This window comes from Mesorhizobium sp. M0145 (genome assembly GCF_040322355.1).
Classification (GTDB): domain Bacteria; phylum Pseudomonadota; class Alphaproteobacteria; order Rhizobiales; family Rhizobiaceae; genus Mesorhizobium.
The window spans coordinates 70,384-84,527 of the sequence record NZ_JAMYTK010000018.1 but is presented as its reverse complement, the minus strand read 5'-3'; the positions used below and the strand labels follow the sequence as shown (position 1 = coordinate 84,527).

Annotated in this window: 16 protein-coding genes; 6 read left to right on the top strand and 10 right to left on the bottom strand. The window is 60.2% G+C overall.

Annotated features, from left to right (window positions below; all coding sequences use genetic code 11):
- Positions 1 to 45: 45 nt before the first annotated feature.
- The 4 genes from NKJ28_RS23450 to NKJ28_RS23435 all read right to left on the bottom strand — a co-directional run bounded on the left by NKJ28_RS23450 (position 46) and on the right by NKJ28_RS23435 (position 5,876).
- Positions 46 to 2,091 carry a CHASE2 domain-containing protein gene (locus tag NKJ28_RS23450; RefSeq protein ID WP_352637106.1) on the bottom strand — a complete coding sequence of 682 codons (2,046 nt, stop codon included), beginning with the start codon at positions 2,089 to 2,091 and terminating at the stop codon, positions 46 to 48.
- Between the two features lie 15 nt (positions 2,092 to 2,106).
- A complete protein-coding gene (locus NKJ28_RS23445) occupies positions 2,107 to 2,916 on the bottom strand; it encodes a FecR family protein (protein ID WP_352637105.1) in 810 nt (269 codons plus the stop codon).
- An 11-nt stretch (positions 2,917 to 2,927) separates the two neighbouring features.
- Positions 2,928 to 4,202, bottom strand: a complete 1,275-nt coding sequence (locus tag NKJ28_RS23440) for a tetratricopeptide repeat protein (RefSeq protein ID WP_352637104.1) — start codon at positions 4,200 to 4,202, stop codon at positions 2,928 to 2,930.
- Between the two features lie 486 nt (positions 4,203 to 4,688).
- Positions 4,689 to 5,876, bottom strand: a complete 1,188-nt coding sequence (locus NKJ28_RS23435) for a magnesium transporter (protein ID WP_352637103.1) — start codon at positions 5,874 to 5,876, stop codon at positions 4,689 to 4,691.
- Between the two features lie 737 nt (positions 5,877 to 6,613).
- Between NKJ28_RS23435 and NKJ28_RS23430 the strand changes: the two genes are divergently transcribed.
- On the top strand, positions 6,614 to 6,985 hold the full coding sequence (locus NKJ28_RS23430; protein ID WP_352637102.1) for a hypothetical protein: 372 nt from the start codon (positions 6,614 to 6,616) through the stop codon (positions 6,983 to 6,985).
- A gap of 272 nt (positions 6,986 to 7,257) precedes the next feature.
- On the opposite strand, the gene NKJ28_RS23425 is transcribed toward NKJ28_RS23430, so the two are convergent.
- Complete coding sequence (locus tag NKJ28_RS23425; protein ID WP_352456073.1) at positions 7,258 to 7,512, bottom strand: helix-turn-helix domain-containing protein; 255 nt, start codon at positions 7,510 to 7,512, stop codon at positions 7,258 to 7,260.
- A gap of 141 nt (positions 7,513 to 7,653) precedes the next feature.
- Here NKJ28_RS23425 and NKJ28_RS23420 point away from each other — a divergent pair, with 141 nt between their 5' ends.
- Both NKJ28_RS23420 and NKJ28_RS23415 read left to right on the top strand, forming a co-directional pair.
- Entirely contained in the window at positions 7,654 to 8,361 is a 708-nt protein-coding gene (locus tag NKJ28_RS23420) for a hypothetical protein (protein ID WP_352637100.1), read from the top strand.
- A complete protein-coding gene (locus NKJ28_RS23415) occupies positions 8,327 to 8,554 on the top strand; it encodes a DUF2274 domain-containing protein (protein WP_352637099.1) in 228 nt (75 codons plus the stop codon). Before NKJ28_RS23420 ends, NKJ28_RS23415 begins: the two co-directional genes overlap by 35 nt.
- Positions 8,555 to 8,575: 21 nt before the next feature.
- Here the strand turns inward: NKJ28_RS23415 and NKJ28_RS23410 are convergent, their stop codons facing one another.
- Entirely contained in the window at positions 8,576 to 9,463 is an 888-nt protein-coding gene (locus NKJ28_RS23410) for a LysR family transcriptional regulator (RefSeq protein ID WP_352637098.1), read from the bottom strand.
- 1,008 nt (positions 9,464 to 10,471) lie between these two features.
- Here NKJ28_RS23410 and NKJ28_RS33030 point away from each other — a divergent pair.
- The 3 genes from NKJ28_RS33030 (at position 10,472) to NKJ28_RS23395 (ending at position 11,481) form a co-directional block, all read left to right on the top strand.
- On the top strand, positions 10,472 to 10,567 hold the full coding sequence (locus NKJ28_RS33030) for a DUF2274 domain-containing protein (RefSeq protein ID WP_502900261.1): 96 nt from the start codon (positions 10,472 to 10,474) through the stop codon (positions 10,565 to 10,567).
- Between the two features lie 83 nt (positions 10,568 to 10,650).
- Entirely contained in the window at positions 10,651 to 10,863 is a 213-nt protein-coding gene (locus NKJ28_RS23400) for an SGNH/GDSL hydrolase family protein (RefSeq protein WP_352637178.1), read from the top strand.
- A gap of 33 nt (positions 10,864 to 10,896) precedes the next feature.
- Positions 10,897 to 11,481, top strand: a complete 585-nt coding sequence (locus NKJ28_RS23395) for an acyltransferase (protein ID WP_352637096.1) — start codon at positions 10,897 to 10,899, stop codon at positions 11,479 to 11,481.
- Here the strand turns inward: NKJ28_RS23395 and NKJ28_RS23390 are convergent.
- From NKJ28_RS23390 to NKJ28_RS23375, 4 genes are all read right to left on the bottom strand, one after another.
- The gene (locus tag NKJ28_RS23390) at positions 11,470 to 11,676 is read right to left on the bottom strand and encodes a hypothetical protein (protein WP_352637094.1); all 207 of its coding nucleotides are present in this window, start codon (positions 11,674 to 11,676) and stop codon (positions 11,470 to 11,472) included. The two genes, NKJ28_RS23395 and NKJ28_RS23390, sit on opposite strands and share 12 nt — an antisense overlap.
- A gap of 17 nt (positions 11,677 to 11,693) precedes the next feature.
- On the bottom strand, positions 11,694 to 12,440 hold the full coding sequence (locus tag NKJ28_RS23385) for a hypothetical protein (RefSeq protein WP_352637170.1): 747 nt from the start codon (positions 12,438 to 12,440) through the stop codon (positions 11,694 to 11,696).
- Positions 12,441 to 12,897: 457 nt separating this feature from the next.
- Positions 12,898 to 13,041, bottom strand: coding sequence for a hypothetical protein (locus NKJ28_RS23380; RefSeq protein WP_352637092.1), 144 nt, complete (start codon positions 13,039 to 13,041; stop codon positions 12,898 to 12,900).
- A 207-nt stretch (positions 13,042 to 13,248) separates the two neighbouring features.
- On the bottom strand, positions 13,249 to 13,908 hold the full coding sequence (locus NKJ28_RS23375; protein ID WP_352637091.1) for a TylF/MycF/NovP-related O-methyltransferase: 660 nt from the start codon (positions 13,906 to 13,908) through the stop codon (positions 13,249 to 13,251).
- Positions 13,909 to 14,144 lie beyond the last annotated feature (236 nt).

Here is a 14,144-nt window from a genome sequence, read left to right as displayed (position 1 = left end):
TCAGTTCGTAATGCAGGTCGGCACCCAGCGATCCACTGGATCCGATCACCGTTTTCTTCGGATTCGGGGTGCAAGATCAGGAGCAGCCATTTCCGGCGACAGCGGCGAACCGTCCAGCATGGCTGGGGCGCCAGATTGCTCGCCGTGTTGGTCCCGATCTTCGCGGCCCATACGCTGGCGAGTGGCTTGCATCTCCGGAACGGTGAAAACCGGCACCTCGCCCTTGAAACCCTGGAGCTCAAAGGCGCCCGCCTGGACGACCGGCATCGGCGCTCCTGCCGCAAAGCCGGGACCAAGCACCAGGGGGATGCCCAGCTTCTTGGTCGTCGACTCGAGCCGTGCCGTGCGGTTCACCGGGGAGCCGATCGCGGTGTAATCGAAGCGCCGTTCGGAGCCGAAATTGCCTACCGAGCAGATGCCCGTCTCGATGGCGACGCCGATTTCGATGGAGGGATGACCGTCCGCGCTGAAGGCGGCGTCTTCGCGCTTCACCCGCTCGATCAGGGCAAGGCCCGCGTCGAGCGCGCGCTCGCGATGATCCGGCTGATCAAGCGGCGCGTTCCAGAAGGCGAGCACCGCATCGCCCATGAACTTGTCGATGGTGCCGTCGCGCTTGAGGATCTCATCGGTCGCAATGCCGAGGAAATGGTTGACCACCGTTGCGATCTCTTGGGTATCGAGCTGTTCGCTCATCGTCGTGAAGCCGCGTATGTCGCTGAGCAGGATCGTGATCTCGCGCTTCTCGCCGGACAGGATCGCTTCGGTGTCCGAGCTTGCGAGGCGCTGCACCACGGAAGGCGATAGATACTGGGAGAATTGCCGTGCCAGGGTGGACCGGCGCTGCTCGCTGCGCCTGTAGAGGACATAGCCTTCGAAGCCGGCTACCAGGATCGTCGCCAGCGCCGGCTGCAGCGGGTCATAGAGTTTACCCTGCATGCTGTATTCGAGAGCGCCGAACACGAAGGGCGTGACGGCCAGCAGCGCCAGAACGAGGGCACCAAGCACGACACGCCCGGCGAGCACTCCGGAAAGCCCGATGAAAACGACGGCACTAAGGACAAACCAGAGCCGCTCCAACGTGCGCGCATGCGTTGGCTCTGCAAGGTAGCGCCCGGCAAGCAACTGGGCGATTGCATCGGCGTGGATGTCCGCGCCTGGTCGCGCTGGACGCGTCGGGGTGGGCAGATACTGCGTCAGTCCCACGGCCGACAGATCGACAATGGCGATGGCCTCCCGCAGCCGCGGATCACCGGCGCCCGAAAGGATAGTGCTGGCAGATATGCGCGGCGTATCCGTGGCGGTTTCCCAGAGGCGGATGCTCCCCTCCGGCTCGAGCGGCACGATGGTGCCGGCCATCCTGAGTGCGTCGAACCCGGCGGAATTCATCCGGGCTATGTAACCGTCCTGTCCGGCGTAAAGGCGCAGGAGCTCGAGTGCGAAGGACGGCCACAGCTGCACGCCTTGAGCGGTGTTGCGAAGCCAGAGCAGCGGCACATGGCGCAGTACGCCGTCGGGATCGGGCAAGGTGCGAATCACGCCGAGGCCCGCGGCAGCGTTCGAGAATTCGGCAAGCGAGCCGGTCAGGCCGGTGAAGCCGGGAAGTGTGTCGGGTACCTGCCCGACGATCGACCAGCCGGCTTTGGGTTCTGCTTCTGAAACCGTCGCCTCATCGCCTAGGCTGACGGCAAGCGCCGTTCGATTTTTGGCCAATGCCATTGCCAGGCGCTTGTCTCCGGCGATGCCCTCAGGCGAGGTGTCGGCCTCGGGGAGTACCAGCGCAAGCCCGACCACCGCCGCGCCGGATTTGGTGATGCCATCGACCAGATCGGCCAAGAGGCCACGGTTCCAGGGCCATCGCCCATGTGCCTTGAGGCTGGCGTCGTCTATCGAGACGATCACGACAGGATTGCTCGTCGCCTGGCGTGGGGCGAGAAACTGGTAGAAGTCGTAGGTGCGTTCGCGCAGGCGCGACAGCGGCCCGTCGAAAGCCAAATGGCAAGCGAGCAGCAGGAGCACGACCGCAAGACCGGATATTTTGCGCCTGCCAGCTTGCCGCCAATCAGCCCAGCGCCAACCGACCAAGAGGCTCATGTCGTGCGGCCAGGCCTAATTGCAGTAATAGCAGCAACCCTCACCCTCACACTCGCCCTTATCCACGCCCCCGCCCACAGGTGGCGTTAGGCTGTCGGGGAACTCCATGACCACTCCTGGCAATGCGCCGTCCGTGGACTCGCAGACTTTGAGCGAGCCGCCGAGTGCCGACGCACAAATCGCGCTTACGTCCAATCCAGGACCCGGTGCGCCTGGCAGGCCGGTGCCGGCTATCCGGTCGATGCTGTCCAATATCGGGAAGGTGTCGATTCCGCCGTAGCCGGTCAGCAGCTTGCCATCTTCCGATGTGCAGGCGTAGCCCGGGTTTGTGATGACCAGCCGTTTGCCATTGATCGTGCAGGTCATGCGGCCGGCGCGCAGTATGCCGACGGTCTGGCCGGCTGCCACCAGCACTTCTATGATGCCGCCTCTCGCCCCCAGCACCATGTGCGGCGTCGCAACCTGCATGACGCCCCCTTTCGAAACCTGGCCGCCATAAAAACGGGCCAGGCCGCTGTTCATCCCGATGTCGATCTTTCCCGATCCGGAGCCCGGATTGTAGACGAATTCATCGATCGTCAGGCTGGTGTTCGGACCAATCTTGGCGCTCGATTCATCCCGGAACACCAGCATTCCAAGACCGGTGGGATTGCTGCGCAGCTGGTCGCCCAGTTCGACGCCGGCACCAACGTTCATTGTCCCGCCGTTGTTGCGGACGATGTTGGTCTGATAGGCCGTCATCGACCCGACCGTCTCAGCGGCGGATGGTGCCGCGAAGGCAAGGCAGGCGACAAAAATGGCGATCTGACGGTACGGGGTCCTCATCGCGGCCTCTTTCAATTGAGCGTCAACGTATAGCTCATGAGCATTTCGAACGATTTTCGGTCGCGGTTTGCGATATCGAAGTTGGTTTCGCGATAGGCGAGATCGACGCTGATCTTCTGCGCCTCGGTGAGCTGGAAATCGCTTTCGGAGGCAATGCGCCAGAAGTCGCTCTTTATGTTTGTGCCGATGCCGACGGACAGATCGGGAGTGTCGCTGTGGCCGGCGGAGAAGGCGACCTGGTGCGACCACGCGAAAAGATCCGGGACGTTCATCAACAGGCCGCCATAGCGGACCTCGCCCGTGTAACTGTGGCCGATTTCGCCAGATCCGGAAGCGAAGTCATTCGAGCCGACAAAGCGCAGTCCGAGCGCCTGGCCATTGCGGAAGCGGTAGCTGCCGCCTGCCTCATAGAAGACCCTGCTATCGGCGAAAATGCCTTGCGAGGCGCTTAGATCGATGTAGCCGCCACCGGCGAAGAGCGTCGTTTCGACCGTCGGGCGAACGAGGAAGCGTCCACTGAGGCCGATGCCGGTTTCGTGGATGTCGCTGTCGAAACGATCTGTAACGGTAAACGCGGAAAGCAGCAGGCGCAGCGAATCGATCCCACTGTTGGGCAGCCCCTTGTCCCAGGTAACCGCTGCGTTGCCGTGGATAAAAGTCTTCTCGCTACCCGGAACCGACAGGTCTTCCGTGAAAAAGCGCTGTGTCGCAGTCAACGACCCCGAAAGGACGAGAGCGTCGGCGCTTGGCGTGCCGAGGTCCCACCGGACAAAGCCTTCCGCCCGCCCATAGGGCGAGACGAAGCTGTCGTCGTCCTGCGCCCCGCCCCGCTCAAAATCGGTAAATGCGCTGAACACGCCGCCGGTCAGGGCGAGTTCCCAGGTGACGCCACGCAACGCGCGCTCGATGCGGGCGAGCAGGCGAACGGCTTCCTGCTGCTCACTTGCGGTCAGACCGCCGACTTCGATGCCGTACTGCACCTGCCGCCGGGCCAATTCATAGGAGCCGACATGATAATACAACCGGCTGGCCGCAAGCCGGGCGCGCGCATCGCGGGGATATTTGATCAGATACTGCTCGATTGAGGAGATCGCCTGATCGTATTGTCCCGCATTGACGGCAACCGTGACGAATTGGGCGAGCGTTCCATTGTCGGCCGGACTGGCGATGCGGGCCGAAAACGCATCGTCATAGGCCGTAAAAAGCCCCTGCGCGCCGGCCGGCAATACGCCGGTACAAAGCAGCGCCGCGGCGAAGCCGAAGATAGTTGGAAACGAAGATTGCATGCCGAGAACCCACCCCAAACCCGACTAGTGCGAAGGATTTAGCACGACCACAAGAAAAAGGCGACTGAACGGTCGCCAGACCATGCGAGTCTCAGCAGCTGTTGCAGTTGCGCAACAAACCACCGGGGTTATTCGTATTTCGGCTGCGCTGGTTGTAAAAACATCTTCTCAGCGTTGCTGTAACAATTGAAGTATTCGGCACCAGCGGCAGCTAACTCAAATCATCACCAGTCGTGGATCGCACGCCCGACAAGATTAATATTGTTTGCGCGATTCTGCGCGTATCTGGTCACCGAATGAGGCTTCAAGGTCACCCACGGCTCATCCAAAGGTCTTCCGTCGCGTTGCGCAAGGGGTCGGAGAGCTGCCGGAGGGTGCTTCTCACGACGCGTGCGCGATGCGGCCTGGCTCTTGCTATTTCGTTGAACGCGAGGAGGTCAGCTTATCGCCCCCGACTCCCAGGGACGCGTCACCGGACGCGTCTTGCTACAGCACGAGCATGGTGGCCAGCCCCAGCATCAGGCCCATGCCTACGATATCGGTCACGGTGGTGAGAAAGATCGCCGAAGCGACCGCCGGATCGGCGCCGACCCGGCGCAGGCCCAACGGGATCAGCACGCCGGAGATTCCGGACATGAGGCACGATCCGGACATGGCAAGCAGGATCACAAGTGCCAGCATGGGCGCCTGGGCCGCCGACTCCGGTTGCCGCGAGGCGTAGAACCACATCGCCGCAGCCGCCACAAGACCGACGAGCACGCCGTTGGCGATCCCGAGCGCGCCCTCCCTCATCACCAGGTGCAGCTTCGGTCGTTTGTCCACATCGCCCAGGGCAAGGCCACGCAGCGTCATAGCCAGTGCCTGGCAGCCGGTGTTTCCGCTCTGCCCGGCCAAGACCGGTAGAAATGCCGCCAGGGCGACGATCTTCTCGATCGTGCCTGTGAACGAACTGACCACGAAAGCGGCCATGAAGGCCGTTAGCAGGTTCAGCTGCAGCCACGGATGACGCTTCAAAAAGGCTGAAAATAGCGGCGTAAAAGAACGCTCCTCCTTCTGGACACCCACCATCTGGCCAGACTGGGCAGAAATCTCGATGATTTGCTGCTCGAACAAGCGCCAGCCGCGAACCTGCCCGAGCAGCCGGTTCTCCGCGTCCACCACCGGATAGACAGGGTAGTGACGGCGTACCGCCGCCTTGCAGGCGTCGCTCAAAGACAGACCGACGTTAAGGGCGAACGGCTTTGGCAGCATGATCTGATCGACCATCGCGTCCGGTTCGCTCAGCATCAGATCGCGCAGGACCACCAGGCCAACCAATTTATCGCCCCCGTCCGTGACGTAGAGATAAGTGAGCTCGGTCGGCACCTGGGCGCGTCTGACCGCCTCCACTGCGGCGGCAACCGTCGTCCCGACAGGAACGCTGGCGGGAATCGGGTCCATCAGTTCGACGAGCGAATCGGGGATCACGAAATCCTTGCCATCCGTATCAGGCTTGATAGGCCTCATATGCGCGGGCAAATGCTCCGCCACTTTGCGGGCGTGCCCATCCGGCAACAATTTTAGTGTGTCCCGGATGAACTCGGGAGACTCTCGGGCAAGCAATTCAGCCGCGTCATCAGGTGCTCGAGCACGCAGCGTGCGCACCAACTTCTGAACGTCGTTCTCTTCTTTCATCTGCCGCTCGCCCCCAAATTGCTAGTGTCTTGCCTGACAGTATGACACGGATCGGATCGCTCTGTCTGGCGCGCAGTGGCTCAAGCGCCTCGATCCCGAAATCTTCGCCTCTCGGGCGCCGAGTGGACCGAACCCAGACAGATCTGAGCCGTTGCGGCGTACATAAAGGCGGGCTGTAACCTCTGCGTGTCGCCCAGAATTCAAGGTGTTGCGAACTTCACCGGTCTTTTCCTGGGATCTGCGAGCACGCCGCAGCAATGAAACTCAAACCCGGAAACTCTGCAACCGCAGGGCCTCCGGCGGTCGAATTGATTTGCCTCATGCCGCGCATCTTGCCAGTTCCTCCAGCTCTGGAGGCTGATGAATTCGCCACGATGACAAGGTGATTTGCGTGAACCTGTAATAGTTTAGCTTGAGAAAGGGATTCTCAGTATCAAGTCTGTGTGAACGAGAGGTGCTCTTGAGAGCTTCCAGGTTCGGGGGCAGGCAGTCTGCTTTGTGAGACTCGAGGTCGTCGCGGTCCGATCCGAGTTAATGTAGGCCCACTGGCAATAGCGTAGACCGCTCGATCGCACTTGGGGCGAACGAAGACTCGTTTCGAGAATGGCATCGGTTCTGTAATTGCCATCTCACCTGACAATCCGGACCGGCCTGGCATTCCTGGCCGCCCGTCATTGGGGGATGCTTATGAGCAACATTATCGCCGCAGGTTTCAACTCAGTCTCTTCCAATGGCAGATGGAGAGCCTTGAAGCGGACTTTCGCAGCTTTGCCGATATGGGCGTCGAAGCCGTCGAACTGGAACTGACGACCCTTGACCTCATGGTCGGTGGCCGCGTCGTTCCCGAGAGGGCCGAGAGGCTTATTGCGCTGACGAGGCAGTTCGATTTCCGCCATACGGTTCACGGCGTCGTCTCATCGAACCTCAGACCCGGCGGTCTACGTTACCAGATTGATGCTGCCAAGGCCCTGGTCGAATTTGCGATCGGATCGATGCGCTCCCTTGTCCAGCATAGCGGGCTTTTCGCCGACCAGGTTTTCGATGGTCCTGGTTTCGAGGAACGCGAACGCGAAGCGGTGTTCGAGCTCGCCGAGTTCTGCAAGCCCTAGCCCGGATGCCTGGCCGGGCAAAAAATCTCATCGCCTTGAACAATGCGCTGAGCGCGGAGCGGCGGAGTAAGGTCGAGAATCCGCAACTGTGGTGGTGCCAATGTTGGCCAGAGCCGCCGAACTCGTTGGCAGCGAGCCGTTCCGCATTGGTAAGATCGACCGTAACGAGTCTTGTCGGTCCTGTTTTCGATGAGGTTGTAAGAAGAGTGCGGCTGGCGGCACGATACAGTCGCGGGATGCTCCCGCATTTCGGTTTGCTCGCTGCCGTGAGGTCATTTACTTTCGAGATGGCGTACCAGTCGTACGCCGGGTCCGCCGCTGTTTTCTGGGATGAATTCGATACCGGCAACCTCCAACGCTTGGCGAATCGCTGCCATATTGTTCGGATGCGGAACCCGGGCGCCTCGCTCGAAATCGACCACCGTAGGCCGTGATACCTTGGCCGCGTCCGCCAGCTCGCGCTGACTTATCCCCAGCATCGCGCGAGCGCCCCGACACTGCGCGGCAGAAATTTTACTATAGGTCAAACGTTTATCTCTTGGGTTGACTTTTCACCGGTAACTTGTCAAATTGTCCCGGTTATACATGCGGCAAATTCGCGGCCGAACAGGATGTTTGCACCATCCCGCCCGGCCTGACCGCAACCCAAGCTGATTGGAGCTCGGATCATGGCTGATTCCGACAATACCACGACTCTGCCTTACGTCACCCGCAGGCGAGTGCTTGCGGGAACAGTCGTGGCCACCACCGCGTGGACGCTCGAAGGCAACGCGTCCGCAAACGGCGCCGGAAGCACGAATGTGCGTTCTGATCCTGCACTGGTGCTTTGGCGGGAATGGGAGACAGTCCACAAACAGACCGAGCGGCTTTGCCGCAGGCAGCAGCGCCTGGAGACAATGCTTGTCGAGAGCATCGGCTTTCCCTGTGTGACCGTTCGCCTGGCTGAGGGTGAGCAGGTGACGGTCCATTCGATCGAGATGCTCGATAAAGTGCTCGGCAAAGCGCCAGATAAGGCGACTCTCCGCAATAAGGCCGAAGCTGATTTCGCGGCGCATCAGGCACGCTGGGATGCGGCTGCGGAGAAAACTGGCTACACCGCCGCCTTCAGGGCCGAGCGCGAGGCTGGCGAGAAAATGCAAGATCTGCTGCAAGCGTTTTCAGCGACTCCCGCCACCACTGTCGCCGGTGTGGCAGGCAAGCTCGATGCCGTATTGCGCGAGGGCGAGGCATGGGAGGAATGCTCCGAATTTCCTTGGCCGCAAATCCGTTCAGCGCTCAGCGACCTGGTGCGCATCGCCGAAAGCTTTGGTGCTGACCGGGTGCGGCGCCAAAGGATCGGTCATGACCAAGCTGAAACTCTCCGCCATTCCCGATAACCGTCCGGTCAAGATCACGGTCGAACTGCCCGGCGCCGTTCATCGCGATCTCGTCGCCTATGCTGAATTGCTCGGCCGCGAAACCGGACAGATAGTCGCCGATCCGGCAAAGCTGATAGTGCCGATGCTGACCCGGTTCATGACAACGGACAGAGCCTTTGCTAGAGCCCGACGAACCCTGAAGGCGGGATGACTATTCGGGTCATTGCGGCCGTCAGGACGAATACCGATCGCGCAGGAACGCGATGAAGATCGGCAGGGCAGGATTGGCGTTATCCGGGCGCCAACGGGCAAAGCTGGAGATTTGGATCGGCTTGCCCCCGATCCGCAGCTTACGGCAGACCGCACCTTCAGGAACACTGTTGGCGTCTCCATCGTGGATCAGAGCGACTCCGAGGCCGTTTCCGACAAGGCGCAGAAGGATTCCCGCACTGACGTGATGTTCGACAATTGCGGGAACCTGCACGCCGTTTCCAACAGCGTCGGCGAGCAGAAATGCTTCGCCCCTGCGCACGAGCAGCGTCTCCTGGCCTAGCTCCGACCACTCGATCACGGGACGGCTTGCGAGGGGATGACTGGAAGCGAGAACGACCGCTAGGGTATCCTTCCACAATCTCAGTTCGAATGCGCTGCCAGTGGATTGCGAGGAGGAAGTAACGGCAACGTCGACCTCCGCCCCGCGCGAGGTAGCCCCAGGTTCAGGGTGAGACCCTTCGATCAAGCTGACGGTCACATTGGGATGACATTGCCCGAACTCAATGACCGCATCCAGCGCTCGCCCGGCGAGGATGAGTCCGTTGCAGCCGATGGAAAGCCTTTGTAGTTCATCTTTAATGCCGGTCCTGGCCAGCGTGAGAGTATTGTCCAGTTCGAGCAGCACGGAGCGCAAACGATCGAGGAAACGCTCGCCGGCCGGGGTTGGGCCAACGCCGCGGGCATGGCGATGAAATATCCTTGTTCCCATCGCGTATTCGAGATCGCGTATGCGCCGGCTGAGCGCAGTGTGATCGATCCCGGCGCGCCGCGCCGCGCGCAGAAAGCTGCCCTCCTCGGCTACTACAAGCGCATAATTGAGTGTCGCGAGTTGAATGGAGCTCCGCATCTCTGCTCAAGGTCAAGGCAGCGACAAATTGCAGATATTTGAGTGCTTTTGACGCCGTCGGGCTATCCCCAGATCTCAGTATTGACATGGAGTGAAACCATGCAGGCCTCTTTTAAGCAGCATCAGCGAGGACAAGCACGATACCATTCCATTTTTCGGGCAAATCTTATGGAGGGTACGTCGCGCTAGCCCCAGGAGGAGAGCGCCACCCGGACTGGTCACTTCGCTTGGAAATCCGGTGCTTGAACAAAGATAGAGCGCCGGACCGGCTTGAGCTTAAGGTCCGCCGCTCCAGCTCTTTCAGGTCACGCAGAATGAGCCTGCCGTAATCGAGAGACCTGGAGAAAGCGTGGCGAACTGCGTTTGAGCTGCGCCGCCGATCCCGTCGCTGTCGAAAGAGAGCGCTCCGGTTGAGCTGTCGTAGATGATATGGTCGGAGCTAGATGCGCGGCCGTACCAGCAAAGAAAGCGTCGGATGAAAGGTCTCCCAGCTAAGCCGAGGGAGAGTCCACAAGCAGAGCGAGCGGCTTTGCCGCAGGCAGCAGCGCCTGGAGACAAGGCTAGTCGAAAGCGTCGGCTTTCCTTGTATGACCCTCCGCGTGCCCGAAGGTGAGGAACTGACGGTCCACTCGATCGAGGGCTCAATGAAGTGCTCGGAAACGGCCCGGATACCGCCGCTCTCCGAGAGAAGGCCGAACCTGAGTTCGCAGTGCATCAAGCACGCTGGGATGCAGCGGCCGAGGAGACAGTTACACCAGTGCGCTCAGGGCCGAAGGCGAGGCTTGCGACCGGGCGAGTATCTTCTGGGAGCCTTCTCAACTTCTCAACCACCCACGCTACGACTTTTGCCGGTGTGGCGGGCAAGCTCGATGCCCTGTTGCAGGAGGGCGAAGCCTAGGAGGAATGCTCCGAGTTTCCATGGCCGCAACTCCGCTCAGCGCTCTGCGATCAGGTGCGCATCGCGGAAAGCTTTGGTGCTGACCGGGTGCGGCGCCGAAGGGATCCATTATGACCAAGCTGAAACTCTCCGCCATTCCCGATGACCGGCCGGTCAAGATCACGGTTGAACTACCCCGCCGTCTGGCGCGATCTTGTCTATACTGAATCGCGCAGGCGCGAGATCGGGCAGGCCGTCGCCAATCCGTGTCACGCACCGAACAGGAAGGATAAACGGTCAAGGCAACACCATGGACCAGTTCTTCAACGCCGAGCGCGAAGTGGCGAAGCTGCTGTCCATACCGTTAATCGACGTAGGTGGTGAGAGTGGCATCGGCTACCTGACCTCGTTGCTTTACATGGGCGATGAGCTCCATCCGAATGCTGCGGGCAGTCTGCGTCACGGAACTTTCGACGCTGAGGAACTCCGTGGTCTGTCGCGCCGGGGCTTCTTCGGAGCCTAGACTGGAATGGTCCTGTGTGGCAGATGTTCGCGAATGCGCGTCTTCTCCCCCGTTCTCACTCTTCGCCGCCGTTTTTGGTCGTGGATCGCCACGGGCGCCGCTAGGGAGAATGCCGTCATCGGGCCGCGCACGAAGTTCGGCGCCGGGGCAGAGATCTTCAATATCCACGGCGACCGGTCTCGCGTCTCAATCGGCGCGGACAGCCATTTGGATGGGCATTTGCAGGTCTTTGCCCACGAGGGTCGGATCAAGATTGATGACTGGTTCTATCTTGGCCCAAGCTCGACGATTTGGTCGTCAGACCCGGTGGGGATCAAGATCGGAAAGCGGGTACACGTCTCATGGGGTGTGGCGATCCACGACACCAACTCGCATCCTATGGACCCGAAGAAGCGCTTCGCGCAGATGCAAGCCATCTTCAAGCGGGGCCATCCTAGAGTCGACCCTGGCATCCGCTCCGCTCCGATCGTGATTGGAGACGATGTCTGGATTGGGAACAGTGCCATGATCATGAAGGGTGTCACGATCGGCGATCGGGCGATTATCTCCGCCGGTTCCATAGTGCGAACTGACGTCCCGGCCGATTCGCTGGTGCGGCCAGCAGACCTAGTGAAGTGATGCCTTTGGCTGCCGCTCATCAATGAGCGTCGTGCCATCGTATAGCGCTACATGCATGTGCGGCATTTTGCTGCAAATCTCTTTGAAATGCGCTCGCATCTCCGCCTCGTCATCGCTGGTGGCAATTGGCATCGAAAGCTGCCGCTGGGCATCAATCGCTTTGATCGTGAATTGCAGGGGTGGCCCAGTGTACATTTTTCTTCCCGGGGGTCTCAGGGCACGTCGACAAACGTCATGTACTTGATCCGGTCCCACTGATCTTTCGCCGTAGTGCCGGACCATCGGTTGCGAAGAGCGCTCTCACGATAGGACTGAGCCGGTTCCAATCCCGGCATGTCCGAACCGTTAGGTAAGAAGAACGCGTTCCCGCCGGCGGACGAGACGGCAACGAGCTTGTAGCCGTACTTCTTGCACAGATTGGTCAGGGCGGTGATCGATGCACCGTGATACCAGCCGCTGTCGTGCTTGGCGGTGCGATCGAAAGCGTGATCATACGGCACTGTGATGGGATTGAGACCAAAACTGGCGTTGTACTCCGCGACAATGACGGCCGGACGCACTGGCAGCAAGGCTTGCAGAAACCAGTAGTCATTTCCATCGACATCGACGGAAAGCACTCCAAGCTGCGGAAAATGCGTGGCGAGACTTTCGATGTTGTCGAGATCAATGAAGCTCTGGCGCACTTCAATCCGCTTTGGAAGCAGCGAGCGCGCCAACCGCACGGTCGTTGCGTCGCCGTCGACGAGCAGACCCCTGAATTCACTAAGCCCAATGCAGTTGTATTCCGTCGGATGGAAACCAAATTCCAAGAACGTTTTCGGGCTTCGGCCAACAATCTGCGACAGGATCACACTTTCGTCTGATTGCGGAGACCCGGCAAGGCGAGCCTTTGCGAGGTGAAAATAATATCGGAGCGGGCTCGAGCGAAGCAAAGCATGCATGCGCGATTGGACATTCATCAATGGATGACTCCTCGATCGCCCGCCCGCGGCCAATTATTTGCGACAAGCGGCGGCGGTTTGCAAGCTTGCGAGACGATCGAGTCCGCCAGTCTAGACGCCGTGAAAATCGCCGAAAGACGTCAGAAGAATTGCTGTCGGCAGCCCCTCGAGGTCGCACCAACATGGCACGGCAATTCGACCAGAAATCCTGGGCGGAGAGTGTTTCGGCTCGGGTTGATCGTCGAGGCCGAGGCGTCGGCCCAATTCCCGGCGCTACCGTCCGCTGTCCTGCGGCTTCTGGTGCGGGTCCTGCGATTTCGACCACCAGACAAAATACAGCGAGCCCATCTTCATGACAGGCACGCGCCGGACGCGTTCCCGGGTTCGCAACTCACGAATAGGTCTTCATCTTCAAGCAATTTCGGGGCCGATAGACGCGGCGCGGCGGAACGGAGCGAGATCGCCGAAACCGGCTTCATTTAAAGAAATCTGCAATGCCGTTGACGGCCAGCACCGCATAGACTATCGGTCCGGCGATAAACGCACAATACAGGCAGAGGATCGCCGCCACCAGCAGCAGCGGCTTGTCGCGGCCGACCGCGCGGAGTTCGGACTTCACGTCCAGCGCACCGCAGCCGTTTGTTCATCATCAGACATGTTCACCATCCCGCGCCCATTTCACACGGCGGGTTGAAAACATCAACCTGCCCCTAGCGTCGGCTATGGACATGAGGTTCATGGGCGTCGCCAGGCGGCCTGATGACATGCCAAGGCTCGGCGCCCAGATCGGCCTCGGCGAGGTGAACTGCGCAAACCAGGATGCGACCTATAATCGCTGGATCACGGCATGAGGGAGGACTCGTATCAGACGGCAGTCTGCGCGGCCAGCAAGGAATTCATCGGTCGCCTTCCGGCATCCGCCGTAGTCATTGTAATCGTCCAAGATCATGAGCCCGCCTGGGCTCAACACCTCTAGGGTCTGCTCAAGACAGAATTTGACCGGATCGTGCCAATCGCAATCGAGATGGGCCAAGGCTATTCTGGTTTCCGGATGAAAGTGCACCGTCTCTTCGAACAGGCCCTTGTGAAGGACGATCTTTTCGCCATCGACCGGGACGCCAAAGCCCTTGAAGCTGGCACTCACCTTATCGAATAGGTCGCCTTGATACCCGTAATAGGTATCACCGCCAATGCCTTTGGATCGTCCCGACCGGATGGTCTCGTAACGGGCCTTGGATTTTTCGTCGTCCTGTTCAGTCGGGCTCGGAATCATGTCGAACACATCGTAGCCGTGGAAATGACGGCCTCCGTCGAGTTCGGACGCGATGAAGATTGCGGAGCCACCGAGTGCGATACCGTATTCGATGAAATCGCCGGGGACCTTTTCACGCCTCAACCGCCTGATTGCATCGCGAAGGCTAATAAACTTTGCGTCCGAAAGATACGTCAGACGGGCGCGCTGCACCGAACGGGCGATGGCCGGCACTCTAAGCCTGTTCGCATTCTTAACGAGGTGTCGGGTGAGTCCTGATAACATCGTACGATGCTAGACAGCAGCCTCGGGATTCGCAAGCACCCCGGAGACGCAAAGTGAGCCGCAGAGGTTCGATCGGAGACGGCAGCCATCCGACACGATGTCGGCTCGGGCCGAGCCGGCCGCAACAATTTGCTTCGCTGGTGAGCATCCACGGATGTGCCGGGCTGGACTGCAATTGGTCTTCT

Coding starts and splice junctions, on each gene's coding strand:
- NKJ28_RS23450 (WP_352637106.1), bottom strand. CDS start 2,091: ATGAGCCTCTTGGTCGGTTGGCGCTGGGCTGATTGGCGGCAAGCTGGC.
- NKJ28_RS23445 (WP_352637105.1), bottom strand. CDS start 2,916: ATGAGGACCCCGTACCGTCAGATCGCCATTTTTGTCGCCTGCCTTGCC.
- NKJ28_RS23440 (WP_352637104.1), bottom strand. CDS start 4,202: ATGCAATCTTCGTTTCCAACTATCTTCGGCTTCGCCGCGGCGCTGCTT.
- NKJ28_RS23435 (WP_352637103.1), bottom strand. CDS start 5,876: ATGAAAGAAGAGAACGACGTTCAGAAGTTGGTGCGCACGCTGCGTGCT.
- NKJ28_RS23430 (WP_352637102.1), top strand. CDS start 6,614: ATGGAGAGCCTTGAAGCGGACTTTCGCAGCTTTGCCGATATGGGCGTC.
- NKJ28_RS23420 (WP_352637100.1), top strand. CDS start 7,654: ATGGCTGATTCCGACAATACCACGACTCTGCCTTACGTCACCCGCAGG.
- NKJ28_RS23415 (WP_352637099.1), top strand. CDS start 8,327: ATGACCAAGCTGAAACTCTCCGCCATTCCCGATAACCGTCCGGTCAAG.
- NKJ28_RS23410 (WP_352637098.1), bottom strand. CDS start 9,463: ATGCGGAGCTCCATTCAACTCGCGACACTCAATTATGCGCTTGTAGTA.
- NKJ28_RS33030 (WP_502900261.1), top strand. CDS start 10,472: ATGACCAAGCTGAAACTCTCCGCCATTCCCGATGACCGGCCGGTCAAG.
- NKJ28_RS23400 (WP_352637178.1), top strand. CDS start 10,651: ATGGACCAGTTCTTCAACGCCGAGCGCGAAGTGGCGAAGCTGCTGTCC.
- NKJ28_RS23395 (WP_352637096.1), top strand. CDS start 10,897: ATGCGCGTCTTCTCCCCCGTTCTCACTCTTCGCCGCCGTTTTTGGTCG.
- NKJ28_RS23390 (WP_352637094.1), bottom strand. CDS start 11,676: ATGTACACTGGGCCACCCCTGCAATTCACGATCAAAGCGATTGATGCC.
- NKJ28_RS23385 (WP_352637170.1), bottom strand. CDS start 12,440: ATGAATGTCCAATCGCGCATGCATGCTTTGCTTCGCTCGAGCCCGCTC.